Origin of the sequence: Microcoleus sp. B4-C1 (genome assembly GCF_036705285.1) — a bacterium.
Taxonomy (GTDB): domain Bacteria; phylum Cyanobacteriota; class Cyanobacteriia; order Cyanobacteriales; family Microcoleaceae; genus Microcoleus.
On record NZ_JAUBUC010000042.1, the window covers coordinates 1 to 24,558 of the forward strand.

Annotated in this window: 24 protein-coding genes; 11 read left to right on the plus strand and 13 right to left on the minus strand. The window is 45.7% G+C overall.

Features of this window, described 5'->3' with window-relative positions; all coding sequences use genetic code 11:
- Positions 1-626 precede the first annotated feature (626 nt).
- The gene (locus tag QUB26_RS17575; protein WP_333052809.1) at positions 627-1,970 is read left to right on the plus strand and encodes an EAL domain-containing response regulator; all 1,344 of its coding nucleotides are present in this window, start codon (positions 627-629) and stop codon (positions 1,968-1,970) included.
- A 202-nt stretch (positions 1,971-2,172) separates the two neighbouring features.
- On the plus strand, positions 2,173-2,949 hold the full coding sequence (locus tag QUB26_RS17580; protein WP_445243023.1) for a response regulator: 777 nt from the start codon (positions 2,173-2,175) through the stop codon (positions 2,947-2,949).
- 101 nt (positions 2,950-3,050) lie between these two features.
- Here QUB26_RS17580 and QUB26_RS17585 read toward each other — a convergent pair whose 3' ends face one another.
- On the minus strand, positions 3,051-3,776 hold the full coding sequence (locus QUB26_RS17585; RefSeq protein WP_333241276.1) for a pentapeptide repeat-containing protein: 726 nt from the start codon (positions 3,774-3,776) through the stop codon (positions 3,051-3,053).
- Positions 3,777-3,967: 191 nt separating this feature from the next.
- The gene (locus QUB26_RS17590; protein ID WP_333052811.1) at positions 3,968-5,167 is read right to left on the minus strand and encodes a phosphoglycerate kinase; all 1,200 of its coding nucleotides are present in this window, start codon (positions 5,165-5,167) and stop codon (positions 3,968-3,970) included.
- A 183-nt stretch (positions 5,168-5,350) separates the two neighbouring features.
- Between QUB26_RS17590 and QUB26_RS17595 the strand changes: the two genes are divergently transcribed.
- Positions 5,351-5,764, plus strand: a complete 414-nt coding sequence (locus QUB26_RS17595) for a universal stress protein (RefSeq protein ID WP_333052813.1) — start codon at positions 5,351-5,353, stop codon at positions 5,762-5,764.
- 267 nt (positions 5,765-6,031) lie between these two features.
- Complete coding sequence (gene ylqF, locus QUB26_RS17600; RefSeq protein WP_333241278.1) at positions 6,032-6,898, plus strand: ribosome biogenesis GTPase YlqF; 867 nt, start codon at positions 6,032-6,034, stop codon at positions 6,896-6,898.
- Positions 6,899-6,905: 7 nt separating this feature from the next.
- On the opposite strand, the gene QUB26_RS17605 is transcribed toward ylqF, so the two are convergent.
- Positions 6,906-7,721, minus strand: a complete 816-nt coding sequence (locus QUB26_RS17605; protein ID WP_333241280.1) for an MOSC N-terminal beta barrel domain-containing protein — start codon at positions 7,719-7,721, stop codon at positions 6,906-6,908.
- A gap of 233 nt (positions 7,722-7,954) precedes the next feature.
- On the opposite strand from QUB26_RS17605, the gene QUB26_RS17610 reads away from it, so the two are divergent.
- The gene (locus tag QUB26_RS17610; RefSeq protein ID WP_333241283.1) at positions 7,955-8,680 is read left to right on the plus strand and encodes a carbonic anhydrase; all 726 of its coding nucleotides are present in this window, start codon (positions 7,955-7,957) and stop codon (positions 8,678-8,680) included.
- A gap of 148 nt (positions 8,681-8,828) precedes the next feature.
- On the opposite strand, the gene QUB26_RS17615 is transcribed toward QUB26_RS17610, so the two are convergent.
- On the minus strand, positions 8,829-10,016 hold the full coding sequence (locus QUB26_RS17615) for a tetratricopeptide repeat protein (RefSeq protein WP_333241287.1): 1,188 nt from the start codon (positions 10,014-10,016) through the stop codon (positions 8,829-8,831).
- Positions 10,017-10,316: 300 nt separating this feature from the next.
- On the opposite strand from QUB26_RS17615, the gene QUB26_RS17620 reads away from it, so the two are divergent.
- Positions 10,317-10,586 carry a GlsB/YeaQ/YmgE family stress response membrane protein gene (locus QUB26_RS17620; RefSeq protein WP_333052822.1) on the plus strand — a complete coding sequence of 90 codons (270 nt, stop codon included), beginning with the start codon at positions 10,317-10,319 and terminating at the stop codon, positions 10,584-10,586.
- 368 nt (positions 10,587-10,954) lie between these two features.
- Here QUB26_RS17620 and sppA read toward each other — a convergent pair whose 3' ends face one another.
- The 3 genes from sppA to QUB26_RS17635 form a co-directional block, all read right to left on the minus strand.
- Positions 10,955-12,775, minus strand: a complete 1,821-nt coding sequence (gene sppA / locus QUB26_RS17625; RefSeq protein WP_333319023.1) for a signal peptide peptidase SppA — start codon at positions 12,773-12,775, stop codon at positions 10,955-10,957.
- 280 nt (positions 12,776-13,055) lie between these two features.
- Positions 13,056-14,105 (minus strand): type 2 isopentenyl-diphosphate Delta-isomerase, encoded by a 1,050-nt coding sequence (fni, locus tag QUB26_RS17630; protein WP_333319026.1) that lies wholly within the window; start codon positions 14,103-14,105, stop codon positions 13,056-13,058.
- A 145-nt stretch (positions 14,106-14,250) separates the two neighbouring features.
- The gene (locus QUB26_RS17635) at positions 14,251-14,934 is read right to left on the minus strand and encodes an SDR family NAD(P)-dependent oxidoreductase (protein ID WP_333241298.1); all 684 of its coding nucleotides are present in this window, start codon (positions 14,932-14,934) and stop codon (positions 14,251-14,253) included.
- Between the two features lie 77 nt (positions 14,935-15,011).
- On the opposite strand from QUB26_RS17635, the gene QUB26_RS17640 reads away from it, so the two are divergent.
- Positions 15,012-16,121 carry an S-(hydroxymethyl)glutathione dehydrogenase/class III alcohol dehydrogenase gene (locus QUB26_RS17640; RefSeq protein ID WP_333319071.1) on the plus strand — a complete coding sequence of 370 codons (1,110 nt, stop codon included), beginning with the start codon at positions 15,012-15,014 and terminating at the stop codon, positions 16,119-16,121.
- 91 nt (positions 16,122-16,212) lie between these two features.
- Positions 16,213-17,067, plus strand: a complete 855-nt coding sequence (fghA, locus tag QUB26_RS17645; RefSeq protein WP_333319028.1) for an S-formylglutathione hydrolase — start codon at positions 16,213-16,215, stop codon at positions 17,065-17,067.
- Between the two features lie 22 nt (positions 17,068-17,089).
- Here fghA and QUB26_RS17650 read toward each other — a convergent pair whose 3' ends face one another.
- Both QUB26_RS17650 and QUB26_RS17655 read right to left on the minus strand, forming a co-directional pair.
- Positions 17,090-17,374, minus strand: coding sequence for a tetratricopeptide repeat protein (locus QUB26_RS17650; RefSeq protein ID WP_332984688.1), 285 nt, complete (start codon positions 17,372-17,374; stop codon positions 17,090-17,092).
- A gap of 164 nt (positions 17,375-17,538) precedes the next feature.
- Entirely contained in the window at positions 17,539-18,453 is a 915-nt protein-coding gene (locus QUB26_RS17655) for a branched-chain amino acid transaminase (RefSeq protein ID WP_333241302.1), read from the minus strand.
- 286 nt (positions 18,454-18,739) lie between these two features.
- Here QUB26_RS17655 and QUB26_RS17660 point away from each other — a divergent pair, with 286 nt between their 5' ends.
- Positions 18,740-19,108 carry a Lin0512 family protein gene (locus tag QUB26_RS17660; RefSeq protein WP_333241304.1) on the plus strand — a complete coding sequence of 123 codons (369 nt, stop codon included), beginning with the start codon at positions 18,740-18,742 and terminating at the stop codon, positions 19,106-19,108.
- Between the two features lie 171 nt (positions 19,109-19,279).
- Here QUB26_RS17660 and QUB26_RS17665 read toward each other — a convergent pair whose 3' ends face one another.
- Together QUB26_RS17665 and QUB26_RS17670 are read right to left on the minus strand one after the other, a co-directional pair.
- Positions 19,280-20,023 carry a DUF4142 domain-containing protein gene (locus tag QUB26_RS17665; RefSeq protein WP_333319030.1) on the minus strand — a complete coding sequence of 248 codons (744 nt, stop codon included), beginning with the start codon at positions 20,021-20,023 and terminating at the stop codon, positions 19,280-19,282.
- Between the two features lie 72 nt (positions 20,024-20,095).
- Positions 20,096-21,046 carry a hypothetical protein gene (locus QUB26_RS17670; protein ID WP_333319032.1) on the minus strand — a complete coding sequence of 317 codons (951 nt, stop codon included), beginning with the start codon at positions 21,044-21,046 and terminating at the stop codon, positions 20,096-20,098.
- Positions 21,047-22,202: 1,156 nt separating this feature from the next.
- Here QUB26_RS17670 and QUB26_RS17675 point away from each other — a divergent pair.
- The gene (locus tag QUB26_RS17675; protein ID WP_333241310.1) at positions 22,203-22,445 is read left to right on the plus strand and encodes a ChaB family protein; all 243 of its coding nucleotides are present in this window, start codon (positions 22,203-22,205) and stop codon (positions 22,443-22,445) included.
- Positions 22,446-22,796: 351 nt separating this feature from the next.
- Here QUB26_RS17675 and QUB26_RS17680 read toward each other — a convergent pair whose 3' ends face one another.
- Positions 22,797-23,429, minus strand: coding sequence for a hypothetical protein (locus QUB26_RS17680; RefSeq protein WP_333241312.1), 633 nt, complete (start codon positions 23,427-23,429; stop codon positions 22,797-22,799).
- A gap of 250 nt (positions 23,430-23,679) precedes the next feature.
- Here QUB26_RS17680 and QUB26_RS17685 point away from each other — a divergent pair, with 250 nt between their 5' ends.
- Positions 23,680-24,399, plus strand: coding sequence for an SAM-dependent methyltransferase (locus QUB26_RS17685; protein ID WP_333241314.1), 720 nt, complete (start codon positions 23,680-23,682; stop codon positions 24,397-24,399).
- Here the strand turns inward: QUB26_RS17685 and QUB26_RS17690 are convergent.
- Positions 24,332-24,558 (minus strand): hypothetical protein (locus QUB26_RS17690; RefSeq protein ID WP_333319034.1); only part of this gene is annotated, 227 nt, incomplete at its 5' end. The genes QUB26_RS17685 and QUB26_RS17690 overlap by 68 nt on opposite strands.

Here is a 24,558-nt window from a genome sequence, read left to right on the forward strand (position 1 = left end):
CGCCCGTCCAAAAAAGACGGGCGGGACGCCCATCCCACAATAACAATTAAAATTGTAAGTTATTTAATTCGCGATCCATAGTTAAGTTATCCCTTAGTCGATTTTAGATTTTAGATTTTAGATTTACTTCACAGATGAATCTGGGAGATTGAACCTTAATCTAAAATTTTGATCTCTCCACGACTGTTGTCTGAAAGCAAGTATCTTTGTTTGGATGAATCAGGATGCAGCATCCTGATTCATCCATTGAGAGAAAACTCTAGTTTGTCAGTAAAAACACGGGCTAATTATCAACAATTAACCGGACATCATATAAGTGATAGCCTGAGTAATTTCCGCCATCGGCGCACTGAAACTGTTCGCTAATTTTTTTTATGAGAAATATTGCTAATTTTGTCATAAAAGTTTATCAAAGGAGTCGGGTGCAGCCCTTTTCTGCTGTTGAAAGAGAGCGAGATATTCCCAATTTCGGCAGTTCTTTGATTGTGACTTAAGAACCGAGGGAAAATATTCAGCCATTTGGCTAATCATTTATTGGCTAATTGGCCCAATTACTAATTCCCTAGTTTGAGTATGCTAGAGTTAGTCAGGTTCAGATATATAGTGCCATCTGTTATCTAAGTATCATGCTCAAAATTTTGGTGATTGAAGACGACGAATTAATCCGGGAAACTCTTCTGCAACTCCTGGAATCTCACAGCTACCGGGTCATTGCGGCCGAGAACGGTCGAGTTGGAGTGCAGATGGCACTTTCGGAGATACCGGATTTAATTTTGTGCGATGTGCAGATGCCGGAACTCGACGGTTATGACGTGTTGCGGACTCTGCGGCAAAACTCGCTAGCTGCAACAATTCCATTTATTTTCCTCACGGCTCAAAGTGACAAAACCGATTTTCGTCGCGGGATGGAATTGGGAGCCGACGATTACCTGACAAAGCCGTTTACCAAGGCTGAATTGCTGGGGGCCATTGCTTCTCGCGTCTTGAAACGGCAAACTATTACTCAACCGCTGACAGTCGCGCTTCACCAAGCAGAAGCCAGACTCAAAGATTTAGTTAACGACTCCACCAAGGTTACGACTCTCTCTCCTGAAAAGTTTGCTCTCGAAGCTTTGCTGCGCCACGCTTTGGCACAAGGTGAGTTTCAGGTATATTATCAGCCGCAGGTGAATATTGCGACAGGCCAAGTTATCGGTGCCGAAGCTTTAGTGCGCTGGCAAAATCCCGATCGAGGTATAATTTCTCCCTGCGAATTTATTCCCTTAGCAGAAGAAACAGGTTTAATTATTCAGATTGGCGAGTGGGTACTGCTTTCAGCTTGCGCTCAAGCCGCTAGTTGGCTGGCGGCGGGGTTTTCGCCCTTTACAATATCAGTAAACTTGTCGGCCCGGCAGTTGTCCGACCCGGAACTCAAGGCGCGAATCGTCCAAATATTGGAAACTACAGGTTTAGAGCCTGCTAATTTAGAATTAGAAATGACCGAAAGCGCTTTGGTGGAAAATGCGACAGTAGCAGGCGCTACTTTAAACCAACTAAAAGCTCTAGGAATTCGGATTGCTATTGACGACTTCGGCACCGGTTACGCTACTTTAGGATATCTTAAGCAATTTGCTTTTGACAGTTTAAAGATCGATCGAATTTTCGTCCGTAATGCCAACGAAGATCCTCAAAATGCTGCTATTACTACAGCAGTAATTTTACTGGGTCACAGTTTGAATATGACCGTAATTGCTGAGGGAGTGGAAACAGAAGCAGAACTAGATTTTTTGAAACAACATCAGTGCGATATCATGCAGGGGTATCTGTTCAGTCGCCCCGAACCAGCAGCGATAATTGAAAGTATGTTGGTTGCCGCCCCGAGTTTGTTCGGGCCGCCCTCAGCAGCACCTGGTCGCGTTGTCCCTTTTGTACCTGTGTCCGAACCAGAAAAATCTAAAAACCTTTCAATGTCGCGTCTAGGGATAGTATAAGTGTCACTAAGATTTCTGTTTAATAGGGTAAAATTATTTCTTTTACCTTCTATTTTCTGCAGAAAAGTGGACGCTTCCTCATAAAAATTTGTAGCTTTTGATGATAGGCGAGTCAAAGAAGGAGATTGTTCCCCATATTGCTCTACTGCTTCCCCTTTTATGCGCTAGGCGCCCCTAATCGGACGATTTGAGAAAGTGTGGCGTGTTGAAATTGCGAGCCTTTATCAAGTTGCAGGAGGTAAACTCAATTAAGTTCCTACTTTGGGACTGGCAGTTTCAAAAACTGTCCAACTGGAATTGGTGCAAGCCTGTCATGGAAAGAATATTAGTGGTGGACGACGAAGCAGACTGTCAAACAGTCTTAGCAATGTACCTGGAAAGTCAAGGATATCGGGTGGAATGCGCTAATTCAGGGGTGGAGGCGCTCTCGATTTTTGAAAATGCCCCCCCAGATTTGGTAATTTCAGATGTCATGATGCCGGAAATGGACGGGTTTGAGTTTTGTCGCCGTTTGAGAACTACCCGTTTGGGACAATTAGTCCCCTTTATATTTTTGTCGGGTCAAGGCGAGTTGGAGTCAAAAGTTGAAGGTCATGCGATCGGCGGTGACGATTATCTGGTAAAACCTTTTCAGTCTGAAGAAATCTTAGCCAAGGTAAAAGCGCAGTTAGAGCGCTCTCACCGCATTCACGCCGAAATTGTCCGACTGCTGCAAACTTCTAGCGGTAGGGCGGTGGAACCACAATTTGTGGCAGTATTGCCACCACCTGCACCTTTGCCTTTAACACCAGCCGAAGAAAGAGTTTTTTGGGAGGTTATCCAGGGTTATACTAACAAACAAATTAGCGATCGGCTGTTTATTAGCCCCCGGACTGTGCAAGCTCATTTAGGCAGCATTTTCAGCAAATTACAGTTAGAAAATCGTGCTCAGCTTGTGAGATTTGCCCTAGAAAGAGGATACAAACCACCTCAAACTTAGCTCGGATATCAACCTAGGGTGCGCCAGCCAGGGGATTTTAGATTTTAGATTTTAGATTTTAGATTTACTCTACAGATTCATCTGGGAGCTAAAACTAGAGTCTAAAATTTTTCTTCCACATTCAAAACACAATAAGGATAATTAGTTATCACACAAACCCCTGGTCCCAAATTCGTACCCCGGAAGTTTGCCCGTTCCAAATCACCCTGCCGCACATTATTCGCCGCATCAATATTTGTCCCGGCCAACTGAGCCCCAGGAAGCCTAGTATTTGACAAAATAGCATTCTGCAAATTAGTATCGCGCACATCCGCGAAAGACATATCCGCCCCGCTTAAATTCGCACGATTCAAATTAACTCTAAACAGCAGCGAACGTCTCAAATCGGCATTAGACAAATTAGCTTGCAGCAGATAAGCTTCGCCCAGATTCGCATTAAAAAGTTTAGCACCGCGCAAATCCGCACTCGTCAGATTCGCTCGCCCCAAAAAAGCATTAGACAAATCCGCATTTCGCAGATTAGCACCATTCAATTCAGCCCCGTACATCTCCGCATTAACTAAGTTAGCATTTGCCAAATTAGCATCACTTAAATCCGCTTCCAGCAAATTAGCTTCATAGAGATTTGCTCCGCTTAAATCCGCTCCTCTTAAATTAGCTCTGTACAAGCTAGCCTTGAACAAATCAGCATTTCTCAAGTCACAGCCTTCGCACTGTTTAGTTTCCAGCAATTGCCTAACATGATCGGGATTTTGAGCTTGAACGGGAGCTGCCAGCCCAAACAAAGCTAAACTTGCCGTTACAGTTGCCAAGAGTTTAAGTTTCACAAACAAACCTCACTGCTACTTCAAACAAATTATACTAGCAAACTATAGACTTAAAACCGATATCCTTCTCTCTTTTCTCTTCCTCTGCGTTCTCTGCGCCCTCTGCGGTAAATATTCAAAAAAATGATTCGCAGCCAAAGATATAGACCTGCTTCCAGCAAGGCGGGCAAAGCCCGCCCTACTTAACTTAATTAAGCTTCATCTAAAGCAGCAACACCCGGCAATTCCTTACCTTCGAGCAGCTCCAAACTAGCACCGCCACCAGTAGAAATGTGGCTCATTTGTTCGCCTAAATTCAACTGTTCCACAGCCGCCACCGAGTCACCACCACCGATAATTGTGGTAGTACCAGTTTTAGTAAGTCCAGCCAAAGAATGAGCAATACCTTCAGTTCCCACAGCAAACTTCTCCATCTCAAACACGCCCATCGGCCCGTTCCAGATGACAGTTTTGCAATCGGCCAAAGCATCTTGGAAAGTTTTTACTGAATCCGGGCCGATATCCAAACCCATCCAACCGTCAGGGATGCTTTCAACAGGGACAGTTTGAGTGTTAGCATCAGCAGCAAACTTGTCAGCAACTACCACATCAGTAGGTAACAGAAAAGCAACTCCCCGTTCCTTCGCCTTAGCTTCCAAAGACTTAGCCAGTTCAAGCTTGTCATCTTCCACCAAAGACTTGCCCACGTTCAAGCCGCGAGCTTTGTAGAAGGTGAAAACCATGCCACCGCCCAACAGCAGTTTGTCGCACTTTTCGAGCAGTTTTTCAATGACTCCAATCTTGCTGGAAACCTTAGAACCGCCGATTATAGCAGCTAAAGGACGTTGCGGATTGTCGATCGCACTGCCGAGATATTGCAGTTCCTTCTCCATCAAAAACCCAGCCACAGAAGGACTCAGATACTTAGTAACGCCCTCAGTAGAAGCGTGAGCCCGGTGAGCAGTACCAAAAGCATCATTGACATACAAATCGGCCACAGAAGCTAACTTCTTAGCAAATTCTGGGTCGTTTGCCTCCTCCTCTGGGTAGAAGCGGACATTTTCCAGCAACAGCACATCGCCATCTTGCATCGCGGCGACTGTAGCAGCGACTTCATCACCGATGCAGTCGTCAGTCTTTTTGACCTCTTTGCCCAACAATTCCGACAGGCGCACAGCAACCGGCGTCAAGCGCAACTTCTCCGTCACACCCTTGGGACGGCCGAAGTGGCTGCACAAAATCACCTTAGCGCCCTTGGACGCTAAATCTTGAATTGTCGGCAGAGCCGCCCGGATGCGAGTATCATCGGTGATATTGCCGTTGTCGAGCGGCACGTTAAAGTCCGCCCGCACCAATACCCGTTTGCCCGATAAGTCCGATGCCGATAAATTTGCTACAGTTTTTTTTGTCACAGGATTAACCTCCTAATATGTGTGTTTTTGTCGAATTCCGTTGAAATGGCGGCACTGGTAACTTGCACCCCGGCCTCGGACGCATTCAACCGCGCCCGTACAAAAAACGGAAGATGGAACAAACGGCACTGATTGGCTTAACCTAAACATTTTATCGGAGTCCGTGTCCCGGAGATGTGCAGTATGTTCAAGACAGTCTTATTTCCTGTAGATCAAAGCCGAGAAGCCCGCGAAGCTGCCGAAAAGGTTGTCAATATTGTGAAAACCTACGGTGCTCGTTTAGTTATTCTGTCGGTAGTCGAACCCCCCGCCGAGGAGGGCGACGCCCCACCGTCAGAGGTGATGACTTCCCCCGAAGCAGTCGCCAAACTTCTTTCTGAGGCCCAATCGATGTTTTCCCAGCAGGGAATTGAAGCTGAAATCATCGAACGGGAAGGCAAACCTGCTTTCACGATTTGCGATGTGGCTGACGAAATTGGGGCCGATTTGATTGTGATGGGCTGTCGGGGGATGGGTTTAACCGATGATGGGGCGTCTGACAGCGTTACCAATCGGGTGATCAATCTGTCTCCTTGTGCAGTTTTGATTGTGCCTTAGTTATTAGTCATTAGTTATTAGTCATTAGTTATTAGTCATTAGTCACGTGTTATATCGTGTCCGACTAAATAAACCTAGATTCTGTAGGGGCGGGTTCACCCGTATCTATTATGTAAATCCAGGGTATGCGTAAACCCGCCCTGACACAGCGACTAATGGCTAATGACTGGTGGCTAATGGCTGCTGACTAATGACTGGTGGCTAATGACTGGTGGCTAATGGCTGCTGACTAATGACTGCTGACTAATGACTAATAACTAATAACTAATGAAAATTCACTGGTATCCCGGTCACATTGCGAAAGCTGAACGGGCATTAAAAGAACAGCTAAAGCGGGTAGATGTGGTACTCGAAGTCCGAGATGCCCGCATTCCCTTGGCTACTTATCACCCCCAAATGCCGAGTTGGGTGGGCGGCAAGCCGCGAGTATTGGTCGTCAACCGCATGGATATGATTACGCCTCGATCGCGCGAGGCGTGGGAAACATGGTTTGAGTCCCAGGGGGAAACTGCATATTTTACTAATGCCGAGCACGGTCACGGAGTACATGATGTGGCGGATGCGGTGCAGAATGCTGGGGTGCAGCTAAATCAAAGAAGGTTCGATCGAGGTATGCTGCCCCGTCCAGTCCGTGCAGTGGTGATGGGATTTCCCAATGTCGGAAAATCTGCTTTAATTAATCGGCTGTTAGGGCGGAGAGTGGTAGACAGTGCCCGCAGAGCTGGAGTAACTAAATCGCTGCGATGGATTCGCATTTCTGACGAAATTGAATTATTAGACGCCCCCGGAGTGATCCCAACCCGAATTAACAATCAAGAAAATGCCATAAAATTAGCTATTTGCGAAGATATTGGCGAAGCAGCTTACGACAATCAGGTAGTAGCAGCAGCGATGGTAGATTTGCTCCAAGGGCTGGAGGCGACTGATGACACGTTGATATCACTATCTGGTTTCAAATCCAGGTATAAATTAGATGCAGCCTCTAGTAATGGTGAAGATTATCTGCACGAGGTAGCAAAAGACAGGTATAAAGGAGATGTCGAACGAACGGCGCGGCAGATGTTAAACGATTTTAGAACTGGTGTTTTAGGTCAACTTACTTTGGAGTTGCCGCCTGCTCGATCGGACTCATAACCTACAACTAATCAGAAATGGTATTAAATAGGGATTTGCTGACGGTGATAATTTGAACTTCGTCTCCTATATGTAATATTTTTTCTGCTGGTTGAGGTGCGAGCCGCGTGTTAACTATCAGCCGACTAAAGTGATTTAAATGCCCTTTTTTTACCAAGTCAGGCATAATTTCCTTCTGCTTGGCTGTTAGTATATTTTTAAAATTTAGATCGCTTGCTTGCGCCGCATAATTTTGCGTAGATAGGATACAGGGATGACCGGGATTAATAGCTTCAAATATTACAGTCCCTATTTTAAACCTCACAATTTCATCGGCTTGTGGTAAAAGTTGGTCTTCCCAAAAAGCCGGGACATCTCCTATTTCAATATTAGCTCGCAAGCGATGGCGCATCTCGTTAACGCAAACTCTCGGAAACCAAGATGCAACTTCGGCAATTGTTTCGGTACTGATAATGCTTGGCCCTGGTGCAGCGGTATTGTCGGGAAAACCTGTCAGCAAGTTTTCAATTAATTTGACAGGGAAACCGAAGTAGTTGCTCAACCAACATTCTATTGCCAAGCGTTCTCTATCTACATGAAAAAATATTTCTTGTTCGGTGCCTTGAATTTTCAGACCGGCAATTCTTTTTTTGAGGTCAAAAGATAAGCGTAGAAAACGGACTCCGCTGTTGTGCTTAGTGTTAACCAATTCTCCTGCTGCATCGCAGATTGCAAAAGAGCGATCGCCTTCTAGAGCTCCGCTGGCTAGAATAGTTGCTTGACTGACTGCTATGCCGTCAAGGGACTTTACCGGATAGATATGAATGCTGGCGACGTAGGACATTTCGATCCATTGATAAATAATTGTCGTTTTAGATACATTCTAGCATCCCTGTCCGCAGAAGGATGACTGCCGTTGACTTTACTAAATAAAATAGGAATGAAATAAAAATGGGCTACTTTTTTGAAGTTTATATTGTGCCGGAGCAGCTTGTAAAGAAAAATCAAAGAAGTCTGACTCAGCTTGTGGTATATATTATGCTAACAAATACAAACAATTGAACCGAGTTGCAAGCAATGACTAAAAGCGAAAGAACAGGTATGATTTCGCGACGGAATTTAATGCTGAGGGCTGGTGCAGGGATGCTGGCGGCCAGCTTGGCACCTGCGTTTTTACAAGCAGAAGCAGCAAAGGCAGAGGCAATCTCTGACCTTACTCCTACTGACATTACTCCTAACAGTGCTCTTAAGAAATTGATGGAGGGGAATCAACGCTACATTGAGCAAAAACGGACATTTCCCGACCAAGCTCGATCGCGAGTTGTAGAAGTAGCACAGGGTCAACATCCGTTTGCAACCATCCTGGCTTGTTCTGATTCGCGCGTTGCTCCCGAAATTATTTTCGACCAAGGATTAGGCGACTTATTTGATATTCGAGTAGCTGGCAATTTTCTCGACGATGTGGTTCTCGGGAATATAGAATATGCCACCTTAGAATTAGGAGTGCCACTATTAGTAATTCTGGGTCACGAACGCTGCGGTGCTGTCAAAGCAGCTTTAGATGGTAAAGCTGTGCCGGGTCACATTAGCACTTTGGTGGCGGCGATTAAACCGGCAGTTGATTCGACTAAAGGTCAAACAGGCGATGCGTGGGATAACGCAGTCAGAGCTAATGTGAAAATGAATGTAAATAAGTTACAATCCTCGTCGCCTATTTTAGCGGAAGCAGTCAAAGCGGGCAAGCTTAAAGTTGTTGGGGGCCGCTACGATTTGGATAGCGGCAAAGTAGAGATAATTGCTTGATTTTATTTCTTACATCTTATATCTTGCACAACTGTCAATAAAAAACTTGAGCGCGGGGTGTGGGCGGGTTTTTGAGTCTTTGGGTATCCTTTAAAGCTATTGGTGAACCCGCCCCTACAGGTTTTTGACGGAGGGTGCAAGATGTCAGTTACATTAAACCCATTTCTTGTAGTCCCCGGCGCAGGCGTTCTGCTTCAAAGGGGCGGCGCTGTTCGTGAAGGGCGATCGCTCTTTTGAATTCTGCTAAACTTTCTGGCATTTTGCCAATTTTGAGCAAGGCTACTGCCAAGTTTTGATGAGCTTCGGCGTGTTCGGGATCGATTTTTATCGCTTGTCGGTAATAGGCGATCGCATCTGCTAAATTTCCGGCTGCCTTCAGCGTCAATCCTAAATTGTAGTGACCTACTCCAAAATTAGGGTCAATTTTTAAAGCTGCTTTGTAAGCTTTTTCAGCAGATTTCAAATCTCCTTCATCTTTGAGCAAATTGCCCAAATTATTGTAAGCACCCAACTTGAGCGCGGGGAACACATCTGTATTAATTGCCGCTTGATAGTGTTCTTTTGCTTTAACAAATTGCTGCTGCTGGCGATATGCAATTCCCAAATGATAGTTGAGTTCGTAAAGAATAGAATCATTAATTGCCGCAGCAGTCAAGCCTTTGGTTAATAAATTAATTCCCCGCCCGATTTGCCCGCTTTCTACATACAGCGCACCTAATTTGCTACAAGCATAAGCATCGTTTGGATAATAAGCGATATACCGTTCCATGGCTGCTTGAGCTTTTTGGAATTTACTTTTTGCGGCGATCGCATCTTTTTGATAACCAGAGTGCCAAATCGCCACATCAGGGAGAGAAGCTATTTTCCAATTTGGTTCCCTGTGCAAAATCTCAGCCACGCTGTCGTCTACCATGGCGTGGTAAGGGCGAGAAAAGCGGATATCGAGGCGATTACGGAACAAGCGCGACACTAGGGAATAGGGAGATTGAGAGGCACCGATTTCTTGGCGGATGAGATTGATTAGCAGCAGCCGATCGCTCGCAATTGCCGGCTTTATTTGAGGTAGAATCTCCGGTACCAAAACCTCATCGGCATCTAATACCAAAATCCAGTCGCCCTGGGCGTGCTTGAGACACTCATTGCGCGCCGCTGCGAAGTCGTCGCACCATTCAAAGTCATAAACCCTCGCCCCAAATTCTCTGGCAATTTCACGGGTGCGATCGCCCGATCCCGTATCCACCACCACCATTTCGTCAACAACACCCTTAACGCTGTCCAAAGTCCGCGACAGTGTTGCCTCTTCATTCTTCACAATCATGCACAGAGTCAGATCCATCGGGCGCAAACTTTCCTCATTTCACAGAAATATTGTAATTTTTTTAACCACCAAAACACAAAAAGTCCCAGAAAAGATTCTCCTATTTCCCTTTTGCTTTGAGCATAAGTACCTTTCTTCCCTCGAAAAAGTGGGTTAAGTCTTTTGAGATATTAAACAGCCTCAAACTCCGACGATTCATGAGAAATCCTACCACTTTCGGTTCATCCCTGCGGTAGAGGTAAGGGCGGGATAGGGGTTGTTATTCTTAGAACATAAGACAAGGCACAAGAAAAGTTTAAGTATTCAGGAGAAAGAGAAATGGGAATTATTGCTTGGATCGTTTTAGGATTGATTGCCGGTGCGCTAGCCAAAGCCATTTATCCGGGAACTCAAGGCGGTGGCTTTCTGGCAACAACAGGTTTAGGAATTTTGGGCGCCCTAGTGGGAGGTTATCTAGGTCAAGTCTTACTGGGGACGAGCGGGGGAGCATCCTTCGGAGCATTGACTCTACCCAGCATAGCTTTTGCAGTCGTAGGTGCGCTAGTTCTACTTTTCATCTGGGGATTGTTAACTCAGCGTGCTGCATAACAAATATTGCCAATTCCCAGTCAATCGACTTTTAGGGTATTCATAAACCCGGTTTCTTCAAGAAACCGGGTTTTTCAGTTGTTTGTAGGTGCGTCAATCGATTTTAGATTTTAGATTTTAGATTTTAGAGGCGACCCCACGGATAAATGCGGGGGCTCTTCTGATTTTCGATTTTCGATTTTGGGTTGATTCCACGGATAAATCCGGGGGCTGTACCATCAAGAAATTCGCTTGTCAGCCTACTTTTACCAAGCCCGGGTTAAAAACCCCTATCAGACTCAGCGCTTGCAACGGTTCAAGAGCAAAACTTTCGTCTCAACAGAGGGGGACTAAGAATAAAGGGGTAAAAATCCCGGATTTGGTATTAATTAATCAATCCGCAAATTGAAAGGCAAGCGAACGTAAATCCCCTGCGGGTCGTTCATCGACTTGATCGCAGCCAATTCCTCTTGCATTTTCTTAAATTCGGCCGTTAGCGGGTCGAGTTTGGCGGCTGGTTTCAAAACGTGAACGCCTGAAAGTCTTTCCAAAATTCGCTCCTCCAAAGTGCGGCGTTTTGGATATTCTTCCACCTTCCAATCGTCGCCTAGTTTAGCTTGCTTAGCAGCCTCTCTGACAGCATCTTCAAGACCGCCAATTTCATCCACTAAACCCAACTGTTTCGCGGCCGTACCAGACCACACCCTGCCTTGAGCAATTTCTTGTACCTGGTTTTTCGGCAGTTTGCGGGCGGTGGCGACTTTACTAATAAATCGATCGTAAATGCTATCGACTCTCCTCTGAATATTCGCCAATTCTTGAGGATTTTTCGGGCGGGAAACCGTGTTAATATCTGCAAAGCGGGCGGTTTTCACCACGTCCCAAGTCAGGCCGTTGTTAGCAGCCAACTTTTCGGCGTTGAACCGCATTCCAAAAACGCCTATCGAACCGGTAATCGTATTCGGTTCGGCAAAAATGCGGTTGGAACCCATCGAAATCCAATAGCCGCCGGATGCTGCTAAATTGCCCATTGAAACAATAACTGGTTTCTTTTTCCCCGTCAGCATTACTTCGCGTGCAATTACTTCGGCCCCCGTCGCGCTGCCTCCGGGACTGTTGACGCGCAAAACTACGGCTTTTACTTCCTCATCTTCTCGGATTTTCCGCATTGCTTGAGCGATGCGATCGCCTCCTACTTGAGTCGGGCCCCCTTCCCCGTCTACAATCTCTCCTTCAGCGTAAAGTATAGCAATTTGGTTTTTCTTGTCAGCGCGAGTTGATTTTTTATTTTCAGCAATTCTCGCGTAATTTTTCAAACTAATTTGCTTGAAAGATTTGTTTTCGCTATCGGTTCCTGTGAGTTTTTTGAGTTCTGTCGATACTTCGTCAAAGTATACAACTTTATCAACTAACTTGTTTTTGAGAGCTTCGTCAGCCATCAAAATTCCGCCCTTATCTGCAAGCGCTTGCAGTTGCCCAACAGTCACTTTGCGACTCGGGGCGACAGTTTTCAGGTATTCTCCCCACATATCTCCGAGCAACTTTTGAGTTTGCTGGCGATTTTCGGGACTCATTTTTGTGAGCAAAAACGGCTCAACGGCTGACTTGTATTTGCCGACGCGAGTCACTTGCACTCCCACGCCGTATTTTTCCAAAGCACCAGTGAGAAACATTGCCTGACTGCTAAAACCGTTGATTTCCAAAGCGCCGTAAGGATTTACGGCAATTGTATTAGCAACGGAACCGAGGTAATAATCTCGCTCATTCCAGTCCATCTGGTAAGCAAAAATGGGTTTTTTGGCATCTCGGAAACGCTGCAAGGCCGATCGAACTTCTTTGAGATTGGCAAACCCGCTGCTGCTCGAATTTGAGCTGCCTTCAAGATAAAGGCCAACGATTTTCGGGTCTTTTTTCGCATATTCGATCGTGTCTAAAACAGTCCGCAGCGTCACTGTATCGCCGGAATCTTCCGAAAGCACTTCTTCAATCGCCGCGCTAGTGCTGCGGCTCGGTTTGCTGTCGGTAATATTTAAAGAAAGGTCTAATACCAATACAGACTTATCTTTAACTTGCGGGCCTGAATCTTTAGACGACGATGCCGCCAGAGCAATTAGTAGTACCAGTCCCCCCAATCCGATGCTGCCCAGCAGCAACAATCCTAGGAAGGTTCCCAGTAAACTTGCACAGGTATATTTTAGGAAATCTTTCATTAGATAATTGGTTATTGGTAATTAGTCATTAGTCATTAGTCATTAGTTATTAGTTATTAGTTATATCGAATCCGGTTAGAACGGAATGATACCGAGTGTGCAAGTGTCCCGCTCGCACTGCACTCGGAAAAATATTATTCCGATGTCGGCGGAAACGATATTATTGGTCATTCCTGCAAGTAGGATTTAGCACTTCTCTGGTGTCGTTAGTTATTAGCTAATGACTAATGACTGTTGACTAATGACTGCTGACTAATGACTTTTGACTGCTGACTCACTTTTATCTTAACCTTTCCAAAACCCCAGAATGTTTTAGCTCATCCAAATTACCGCAGCCCGTACAGAACATCACGGTGGCGATTTCTGCAATTAAAGCCTCAGCTAGAAGGGCTGCGGCGGATTCCGATTCCGCTGCTGCTTGTAGAAACGGCCGCGCCAGTCCCGCAATATCCGCGCCAAGGGCGATCGACTTCGCTGCATCCAGCCCGTTTTGCAAGCCTCCAGAGGCAATCAGAGGAACATCCGGCGCTACGGCGCGGGTGCTGACAATGCACTCGGCTGTTGGTATTCCCCAGTCGGCAAAGGTTGCGCCTAACCTGCGCTGCTTGCCATCTTTAGCTCGCTCTCCTTCTATTTTCGCCCAAGAAGTGCCTCCGGCCCCGGCAATGTCGATCGCACCTACCCCGGCAGCGAGCAATTTCTTTGCCATCTTTCCTGAAATACCGTTGCCGACTTCTTTAGCAATAACTGGTACTGGTAATTTATCGCACAATTTGGCAATTTTATCTAGCAGTCCTTTAAAGTTAGTATCGCCTTCGGTTTGGACGCACTCTTGCAGCGGATTGAGGTGCAAAATTAGGGCATCTGCTTCGAGAATATCAATGATTTTTTGGCACTGTTCCAAACCGTAATTGTAGTTTAATTGAACGGCTCCGATATTTGCAAATAACACAATATCTGGAGCGCGGCGACGGACGGCAAATGTAGGAGCGAGTTGAGGATTTTCTACAACAATTCGCTGGGAACCGACTCCCATTGCTAGTTTGTATTCTTGCGCGACATCGGCGAGGCGATAATTGATTGTCTGGGCTAATTCTGTGCCGCCGGTCATTGAGGAAATTAGCAGGGGAACGGCTAGTTTTTTGCCGAAAAATGTGGAGGTTAAATCGATTTCGGTGCGATCGAGTTCTGGCAAACAGCAGTGTTCAAAACGGTAGCGTTCGAGGCCGCTGGTTGTTTCGCGAAATTGTACGTCTTCTTCGAGGCAAATCCGCAGGTGGTCTGCTTTGCGGGTTTCGGTTTGCGAGGGGGAGGTTAGCGGCAAGTTCACAGTGGCTATTTGGGGAAAGAGTTGTGATTTGGGAATATAGCAATTTTATTTCATTTTTGAGATTTTTTTATGAACCGCAGAGAGCGCAGAGGGCGCAGACGAGAAGAAAAGAGAGATGTTCGCAAATCCTCCCAGGGTTGTTGTATTATCCAGGAACTGTCAGCGGCATTCCGTTATCGGAAGCTTTTAATTTTAGTAAGAAAGGAACTGCTTTTTGCACCCATGCTTTGACTGACGGGTAATTTGCCGCATCTTCTCCGAAACAAATGTCTAGCATATCGGTGTGAATTATCCCCGGATTCAAAGGAAATGCTGCCATACCTGCGGGCAATTCTTGAGCGAGCGATCGCGTAAGTCCTTCTATTGCCCACTTGGAAGCGCAATAGGGCGCGACTTCCGGCGAAGTTGACCTTCCCCAACCAGAACTAAAGTTGACAATTATGCCACTTTTTTGAGCAATCATTGCCGGGACAAAGTGACGAATTACATTAGCTGTACCTTTAATATTAACATCAATTACCTGAGAAAATTCTTCGTTGCTGATATTCCAAAGGGGCGCGAGATGATTAGCTACGCCTGCATTATTAATTAACAAATCTGGGGGAGCATTTTTTGCCAGCATTTCTGTGGCCCAAGCTTTTACTCGATCGTCCTTGGTGACATCCAAACAAGTAAAATGGTGGGGCGCACTATATTTTTGTTGGAGTTTTTTCACCGCTTCGGAAGAACGGGCGCATCCCACAACTGTATGTCCCAATTCAATAAACTTTTCGGTCATGGCAAGACCGAGACCGCGACTGACTCCGGTAATTACAATTAATTTTGTCATAGATTTGCTGAATTTTGACATTAAGTAATACAATACATATTGACTGGCTAATTGACAAATCGATCGCAGGAGAAAGCATGAAAGTAAAAGCAGCAGTTGCTCGCAGTGCCGGCAAACCTTTGAGCATTGAAACGGTTGATCTAGATGGGCCGAGGGCTGGAGAGGTGCTGGTGGAAATTAAAGCCACGGGTGTTTGTCACACTGACGCTTACACTCTTTCCGGTGCCGATCCAGAAGGCTTGTTTCCGGCTATTTTAGGCCACGAGGGAGCCGGGATTGTCGCAGAAGTTGGGCCGGGAGTCACGAGTGTCAAAGTGGGCGATCGGGTAATTCCTCTCTACATTCCCGAATGCCGCAACTGCGAATATTGTTTGAGCCGCAAAACTAATCTCTGTCAAGCAATTCGCCTGACTCAAGGCCAGGGAGTGATGCCCGACGGCACGAGCCGATTTTCCATAGATGGGCAGAAACTATACCATTACATGGGAACTTCTACCTTTGCTAATTATACAGTATTGCCAGAAATTGCGGTAGCCAAAATTCGCGAAGATGCTCCTTTTGATAAAGTTTGTTTAATCGGCTGCGGCGTAACAACTGGCATCGGCGCTGTCATTAATACTGCGAAAGTAGAGCCTGGTTCTAATGTGGTAGTTTTCGGTTTGGGCGGCGTGGGTTTGAATGTAATTCAAGCAGCTCGCATGGTGGGAGCTAACATGATTGTCGGCGTAGACTTGAACCCCGACAAGCGAGAGATGGCGGAAAAATTCGGCATGACTCACTTTGTCAATCCCCGCGAAGTCGAAGGCGATTTAGTGCCTTATTTAGTAGATTTAACCAAAGGCGGAGCAGATTACAGTTTTGAATGTATCGGCAACATTAATGTGATGCGCCAAGCTTTAGAATGCTGCCACAAAGGTTGGGGCGTGAGCGTAATTGTCGGGGTAGCGGGAGCTGGTCAAGAAATTAGTACCCGCCCGTTTCAGCTAGTAACTGGTAGGGTTTGGAAAGGCACGGCTTTTGGTGGCGCAAAAGGCAGAACTGATGTGCCTAAGATTGTGGATTGGTACATGGACGGTAAAATTGATATTGACAGTCTGGTAACTCAGGTAATGCCGATCGACAAAATCAATGAAGCCTTTGAATTAATGCACAAAGGCCAATCAATTCGCACAGTTTTGACATTTTGAACAAAAATCTTTCTCTCTTCCCTCTTCCTCTGCGCCCTCTGCGCCCTCTGCGGTTAAAAAAAATCTAATTCAAAAATGAAATAGAATTAACATGATATCAGACTCCCTAAAACTGCACAAAGAACAGAAAACTTTCGGTGGCAAACTCGGCTTTTACAGCCATCAATCCTCAACCTGCAACAGCGAGATGAAATTCGCAGTTTATCAGCCCCCGCAAGCTTTATCTCAACCCGTACCAGTTTTGTATTTTCTATCTGGTTTAACCTGCACAGAAGAGAACTTTATGGCAAAAGCGGGGGCGCAACAATTTGCGGCAAAATATGGGTTAATGCTGGTTGCGCCCGACACTAGCCCGCGCAATACTGGCATCCCTGGGGAAGATGACGATTGGGATTTAGGAAGTGGTGCAGGTTTTTATGTTGATGCGACAGCCGCACCTTGGAATGCTCACTATCGAATGTACAGTTATGTGGTTGATGAATTGCCAAATTTAATCGCCGAAAATTTTCCAGCGATACCGGAAAAACAAGGAATTTTCGGTCATTCGATGGGCGGACACGGGGCTTTAATTTGCGCGTTGAAAAATGGATCTCGCTATCTTTCAGTTTCCGCTTTTGCGCCTATTTCCGCGCCAATGAGCTGCCCTTGGGGACAAAAAGCTTTTGGACACTACCTCGGCAGCGACAGAGATATCTGGAGGGCTTGGGATGCTAGCGAATTGGTGCTTGCAGCGCAATACAACCGTCCGATTATGATTGACTGCGGCACGGCTGATTCGTTTCTTGCTGACGGGCAGTTGTTGCCGGAAGTGTTCGCGGAAGCTTGTGCAAAAGCGGGACAGCCGCTGAATTTAAGGATGCAGGAAGGTTACGATCACAGCTATTATTTTGTGGCGACTTTTATCGAGGATCATATTCAATTTCACGCGGCTGCTTTGTGTGAGTGAACTTTAGTTTGTAGTAAGGACTTTAGTCCTTAAACCTAATTTCATTGTGCAGCGCACTCCAGGGGACTAAAAGCATATCAGCTATTTGCGATTGTCCTCTAGCCCTGTAGATATCCATAGCTTTCTCAAAATCTTCAATTCCCCCCTGTAAATCTCCTGTTCCACTTCGAGCAGTAGCACGAATCATGTAAGCTTCTACAAAGTCAGGATTGAGATTTATTGCTTGAGTAAAAGCTGCAACTGCTTCCTCGTACAGCCCCCTGCGACCGAGGTCGAATCCTTGTTCGTAAAATTCTCGAGCTTCCATAGCATTTCTTAATTATCGATGTAGTTAATTCTGGAGCGTCGATATAGAAGTTTTTAAGCCGATGAAATAGAGCAGACGGGTGTAAGGACACGGCAGTCCAGTTGATGGTTTGTAGTGAGGAATTTAGTTCTTAAAAGAAGGACTGAACTCCTCACTACAAACGGTTAATTAAGATCAATCGGAAATACCCAGTCTTGATACTTGCTGTCGCGATTTTCTATAATCCCGGTTAGTTTGTCCAAAATCTTTTCGGTGATGGGTCGGTTTGTGGGCAAGTGATAGTTTTCTACTCGCTTAATTGGCGTAATTTTGGCTGCGGTTCCGCAGAGGAAAATTTCGTCTGCAATCAACAGTTCTGATCTATCAACGGGTCTTTCTATGACTTCAATTCCTAAGTCTCTGGCGATTGTGATTACGCTGTCTCTGGTAATTCCTTCGAGAATATCTTGCTCGAAACCGGGAGTAACTAATTTACCGTTTCTGGCGACAAATATGTTCATCCCTGAAGCTTCGCTGACTTTTCCCTGAGTGTTCATCATAATTGCTTCGTCGAAGCCGGATTCTACTGCTTCGGTTTTGGCTAAAGCTGAGGTGATGTAGGCGCCGCTAATTTTACCTCTTAAGGGCAAACTGCGGTCTTCTTGGCGGTACCAAGAGCTAATTCTACAGTTGACTCCTTCTTTGGGCAAATAGTCGGAAAGTTCTAATCCGTAGACAAAAAAGTCTGTTTCTACGTTGTGCAGTCGGGGGGCAATTCCTAAACTGGATGTGTAGATAAAAGGGCGGATATAAAATGATTTTGTTGGTTTGTTTTTCTGGACAAAATCAATAATTATTTGTTGGATTTTGCTGGCTGGTAAATCGCAGTTGAGGAAGCGGGCACTTTGACTTAATCTTTGACAGTGGCGGTCTAATCTAAATAGCAATATTCGATCGGCATTTTGGGGGTCTGGAATTCCCCGCAACCCGCCTAAAACTCCGGTTCCGTAGTGCAGTGCGTGGGTGGCTATGGAAATTTTGGCGTCGGTAAATGGGAGAAATTGGTTTTGAAAGTAGGCAATTGGTAGAAAACTATCCATGATTCAAGCTGGCGATGAGTTTTGCAGTCCGCTAGGAAAGCTGAATTTGGTTATATTACCATAAGTTATACCATTTTAGATTTTAGATTTTAGATTTTAGATTTACAAGGACTGATTTGATATCAGTTTGGCTCTGGTCAAAAGTTACCTTTTTTTGATTAAATGAGATGATTATTGTGTTATTCGAGGAATCGATAAAATAATATAAACTGCGGTCATTTTGGTTGATAATTGTTTGGGGAAAAACTGCGATCAACTAAAAATAAAAATCAACCAAGGGGCAACTATGGCACGTAAATGTTTCATTATTGAAATGGGGATGGGTATAGACCAGCACGGGCAGGAACCGACTGTAGCCTGTGCAAGGGCTGTACGAAATGCGATCGCCCACAATGCTCTCTTAGGCGTCTGGGAAGTGGCTGGTTTGAGCGACCCGAATCAGATGATTGTTGAGGTAAAGGTGGCTGTTCCTTACCCGGAACAAGTGCGGGAACAGGAGGTGTTGGCGGTGCTGCCTTTTGGCAGCAAAACTCTGATTGTGGAGCAAGGAGGCATGATTGTGCCAGGAAGGGCGATCGCCTCTCTGAATGATAAAAATGATGAAATGCTAATCGCTGTGGCGGCTGTGACTGTTTTTGTCGAAACTGAGGACTAATTAATTTGGTGTTCTTTGAATAAATCGCCCGATCGCACTTGCTTGTTTCTGCGATCGGGCGATCGAACGCCTGTCTGTTAAAAAATGATTAATTTAGGCTAAGTCTCGAATTAGGAAAAGTAGAGTGCGATCGGCTTTTAGGCGATCGCACTCTACCTCCTCTACCTGATATTACGGCTGACTGGTATCTGCCAACATTTGGTTAACCATTTGCAAGTGCGCCTGAAGGTTCGGCAACTTTTGGGTGGCCCAAGCCTTCAATTCGGGATCTTGTCCCTGTTGAGATTGAGCTTGAAACAAAGCAATAGCCTGATTGTGGCTGTCGATCATAGCCTGCTTATAAGCCCTGTCAAAACTTGTACCAGAGAGTCCCGAAAGTCGCTCCATCAAAGCTTTGTTCTGGGTACTCATTTCGGTTGGCAGTTTTACCTCTTTTTGCATTGCTAACTGCATCAATTCTTCATTAGCCTGGGTGTGTTCCTCAACCATTTCTTGCCCGTATTGTTTCACACTAGCACTAGAACCGCGCTGCACTGCCAATCTGCCGAGCTGCACTTCCATCATACCAATTTGACCTGCTTGCATGGCAAAGTTTCTGTCTTGGCTGCTGAGAGAATTAGGCGAAGTTTCGCCACCTGTTGGAGTGTTGGGAGAACGGCTGGGAGTGTTGTTGATGGGGCTATTTGGAGAACGGCCGGGAGTGTTGTTGGTGGGGGTATTTGGAGTGTTGGGAGTAGTAGCATCGTCGGTAGCGTTATCAGCAAGCTCAAGAACTCGATCGCCCGACTGGTTGAAGCCGTGAGTCTGGCGGTTTAATTCTGCCAATCCCGGCACAGCTATCAAGGAACTAACGCCGGCAATTCCGGCAACTGTTACCAATTTTTTGAACAAATTTTTGCGATTGAGTGAAGTCATGAATTTCTAAGCCTCTAAGTTGTTTTCAAAAGTATGTGAAGCGAAACTATTCCCTACGGGAATCGCCAGAAACTACCGATGGGAGGGTGTACTGCCTTTCCGAAACAAGTTGATCAAACCAAACGCGCCCAAGGCACCCAGCCACCCGAAATTGTTGGGGCGATCGCGCCGAGCACTCAAAACTCCCGAATTAGTATCAGCCGGCGTCGATGTCGTACCGTCTGTCGTACCGGTTGTACCGGTTGTACCCGTTGTACCGGTTGTACCGGTTGTACCGGTTGTACCCGTGCCCGTCGTATCGGTTGTACCCGTTGTACCTGTGCCAGTTGTACCCGTTGTACCTGTCCCGGTTGTACCGGTTGTACCCGTTGTACCTGTCCCGGTTGTACCCGTTGTACCTGTGCCAGTTGTACCCGTTGTACCTGTCCCGGTTGTACCCGTTGTACCTGTCCCGGTTGTACCCGTTGTACCTGTGCCAGTTGTACCCGTTGTATCGGTTGTGCCAGTGCCAGTTGTATCGGTTGTGCCAGTGCCGGTTGTATCGGTTGTACCTGTCCCGGTTGTACCAGTTGTACCCGTGCCCGTCGTATCGGTTGTACCTGTCCCGGTTGTATCGGTTGTACCTGTCCCGGTTGTATCGGTTGTACCTGTCCCGGTTGTACCGGTTGTGCCAGTGCCGGTTGTATCGGTTGTGCCAGTGCCGGTTGTATCGGTTGTACCGGTTGTGCCAGTGCCCGTCGTATCGGTTGTACCGGTTGTACCCGTGCCTGTTGTACCCGTGCCGGTTGTACCCGTGCCCGTCGCGCCGTCTGTTGTACCGGTTGTGCCGGTGCCAGTCGTGCCGTCTGTCGTACCAGTTGTGCCGGTGCCTGTACCAGTTGTGCCTGTGCCTGTACCAGTTGTGCCTGCACCGCTTCCAGCACCGCCTGACTGGGCAGAAGCAGGCACTGCGAAGGAAACCGTTGCTAAACCTAAAGTACAAGCGCTTGCTAAAACAACTTTCAACAATTTAGAAGATTTCATGGTAATGCTTGCTTTTACGTAGATACCTGCGATCGCTTGTGATGCCAAAACCGCAGGGTAAAATTGACAGCTTAACGTGCAACTTTTCTAACCTTTGCTGCGGAATAATGAAGGTAAAGGAGTATATATAGTCCCGTTTCCTCGATTATTTCCCACGGATAAATTAGACCGCCGCGTTAACAGTTTATAAGCTATTAGGTATGCTTCCAGTTCGCCATTCATCTTTAGGAATATTTGGCAAAATGGCGTTTTATTTCAGGTGGTGGATGATATTTGATGGGGCGGCAGACTAGCTAAATAAAAATTTGTCTACAGGGGATAAAAAGCGGGTTGATCTGAAAAATTTTGGGTTGAGTCACCAGACATATAGGAATCAACTGGGTTTCTGAGACAAGCGCGCGGTTCTTCCTATAAATTTTCTCCGGCGGCTGGTGCTTTGAGACAGAAATTATTGATTTTCTCACCCTCAATTTTGGGTTAGCGCTACGCCATAGGAGTTAGTTTCAAATTTTATGAGCGTTATTTTTCCTTAACTTGCTGCTGGCAATTTGGGCACTGGCAGAATACCGCTCAAACTTTCCCAGGAAAGAAACTAAATTATCTCAAAACGCCCGATCGACCGCTCATAGTCCCAGAGCGCCTACAACCCCGCAACAGCGAGTCTTTAGACGGGGCTTTGACTTGCGTTAAACAGGAAGGCGAACTGAGGGCTGTCCGAGTGCGGCCCGCGCGAGATTCAATTAACCAGCGGCGGCGCAGTCGTCAGGATTGCTTGTGAGTGCGATCGGCTAAACTCTGATATAGTAAAGCCAAAACTATGCGAAATAGCGCTTATTTTTTAACACATTGTACAAGCCAAAAGAAACTACGCTGTATCGAATTATTCCCAGAATTCGCTATCTAATATTCATCGGTTTTTCTAAATTCGCAAGTGAAAAAGCCGAAATCAGATTAATGACTGTTTCACAAAATAAATTACCCAAATACGGCTGAACCTGCAACGGCAAGTCAATTAGTTTTCGGGGTGCGAATAACTTTAAAATTACATCTGTCGCAGGAATGAGAATAATGGGGTTTAAAACTTGCTTTTAGAGAGAGGAAAGGAGAGGGTTATAGTATATAAGATTTAATTTCTGTTTAATAATTAGAGGTCATTATGCCAGAACAACAATTTGACACCTTACCTTCGGAAGCACAAGAACTCCCCCAAGGATCTCAACAAATTTTTCAGGCTGCTTTTAAGAGCGCTAGCGAAGATGGAATGAGCGCAGATGGTGCTACTAGCGTTGCTTGGAACAGTGTAAAATCTGAATATGTTAAAGGCGAAGGTGGCACGTGGCATCACAAGGGCGACGATACTAACCAAACCCGCAAATCTGTACAGTCTGGTGGCAATTAGTTATCAGCCATCAGTAATATAGCAATCCTAAATGAATTGTGTAATTTTTGTAGGGGCAAACCCCCCGTGGTTGCCCCGATCCGTGGGGGGTAGGCACTCTTAGCACTACCCCTACATATTTGTACAACTGATGCGAGGATTGCTATATCGTGTCCGCTAACATAACCCCTATTAGCTGTGTAGTGAGGGCTTCATTCCTCAACTTTTGATGAAAACGAAGAATCCTCACTACCAACCAATTGCAGTGACGTTATTCTAGCGGGCATGATCTCATCAGTCATTAGCAATGTACTCATCACTTGTGATTAATGCTTGACGTTGATAGCTGTTGGAATCGCGGTGGTACACAAGTTAATCGAGCCTGTTAATCGGCTGGCGCATATCCCATTGCAATTCGGCTAAAACCAGCAAGCTAAATACCATTACGGTTCCCGTAAATAGGAAAGACCAACCGCCCGTGTAAGGCAAAATCAAAATTCCCACCAGGTGAAGTAAACTTGCAGCTAAAAGCGCGCGCGATCGCACTGCAAATCCAGTCCCCAAATACCCTATTCCGCTCATTCCCAACCACAGGGGACAGAGATTCGCCAATACTTTTCCCCAACTGAGAAAAATTGCTAAATCGGTCAGCAGCAATCCTAATAACATTAGTATTACCCAACCGTAAAGCACCCAAAGCAGGCGTTCTATTTTGACCCAAGAGTATGTCATGCTTACCATTGCGGCTGTACCTACGAGGCTGAGCGCTGACCACAAACCGGCTTGCAGCATCCAACTCACCGAAAAAAATTGTGCTGTGCCGAATATGGGTATTAACAGCAAGCTCCACAGCAAGCAAGTACGATCGAGACAAGTATAAAATTGTGAATAAAATCGATCTTTGCCAAGGGGAAACTGAACCTGCCAAAGCCCTTCTAACTCCGGAACCTCGATGTTAAGCTGTTTCCGGCGCAGAGGCGGAACTGAATAATTAAAAAAGGTCATATCTGACACTATTAAAATTTACAATTATTTGCTTAGGTACTATCTCAGCAGCAATCGCTCTAATTGCAATCTGTCAATCGGATTAATCTAGTTAATTGGAGAATCTGCCTGCAGTAATAGTTATTCGATCGCACCAGGTAAAACAGGAAGAGATAGATTGCACAAGTTGATAAAATAGCTCTTGCGACAGATGGCTGCAATATTACTTATTGGATAATTTAAAAAGAAAGTAAACTTTGTTACAGAATTTATGCTCACTTCATCCCATCCTCTCAAACAGGTATTCCACTGCCCGGAAGAATCGGATTTTTACGCGCACTGCTTGGAAAGTTTAGTGTTAAATGCTAGTGACAATTCTCGACTTATCGTAGAGTTTGGTTCAGGAGAGGGAAGTCCAGTTATTAAGTCTTTGCTGAGAAGTGATTTTGATGGGACGATACAGGGATTTGAGCTAAATAATGTAGCTTGGAAAATTGCTCAGTCTCAAATTAAGCAATATGAACTGAGCGAACGATACACCGTCAACAATTGCTCTTTTTTTGATTCGCCTTTATACGAGTCGGCGGATTGTGTCATCTCAAATCCGCCTTACTTGCCGGCGGTGGATGATAAGATTTACCAGCCTCTGTTGCACGGCGGGAGTGATGGTTCGACAATTGCTAAAAAACTTTTATCTTTGGGCTGCGATGAAGTTTTGCTGATGGTTTCTAGCTATTCTAATCCTGTGGGTTTGATCGATTATGCCTTGGATCGAGGCTACTCGGTTGCGAATTTTGAAATTGCACCTTTAAATTTTGGCTATTATAGCTCGGAACCGAAGGTGAAAAGCGCGATCGCCACTCTCAGAGAACAGGGAATGGCTTTTTATACGGAAAACATCTATCTGCTGGCTGGAGTTTTGTTTAAGAAGCACCAAAAGTCGCAAAGAGATTTGTCGATCGAGCTAATTCAGTTAATGACAGCATTGTGAAATACAGCAACAGGCAAGATGCCTGTTCCACCTTTTGAGCAACAGGCAAGATGCCTGTTCCACCTTTTGAGCAACAGGCAAAATGCCTGTTCCACCTTTTGAGCAACAGGCAAGATGCCTGTTCCACCTTTTGAGCAACAGGCAAGATGCCTGTTCCAC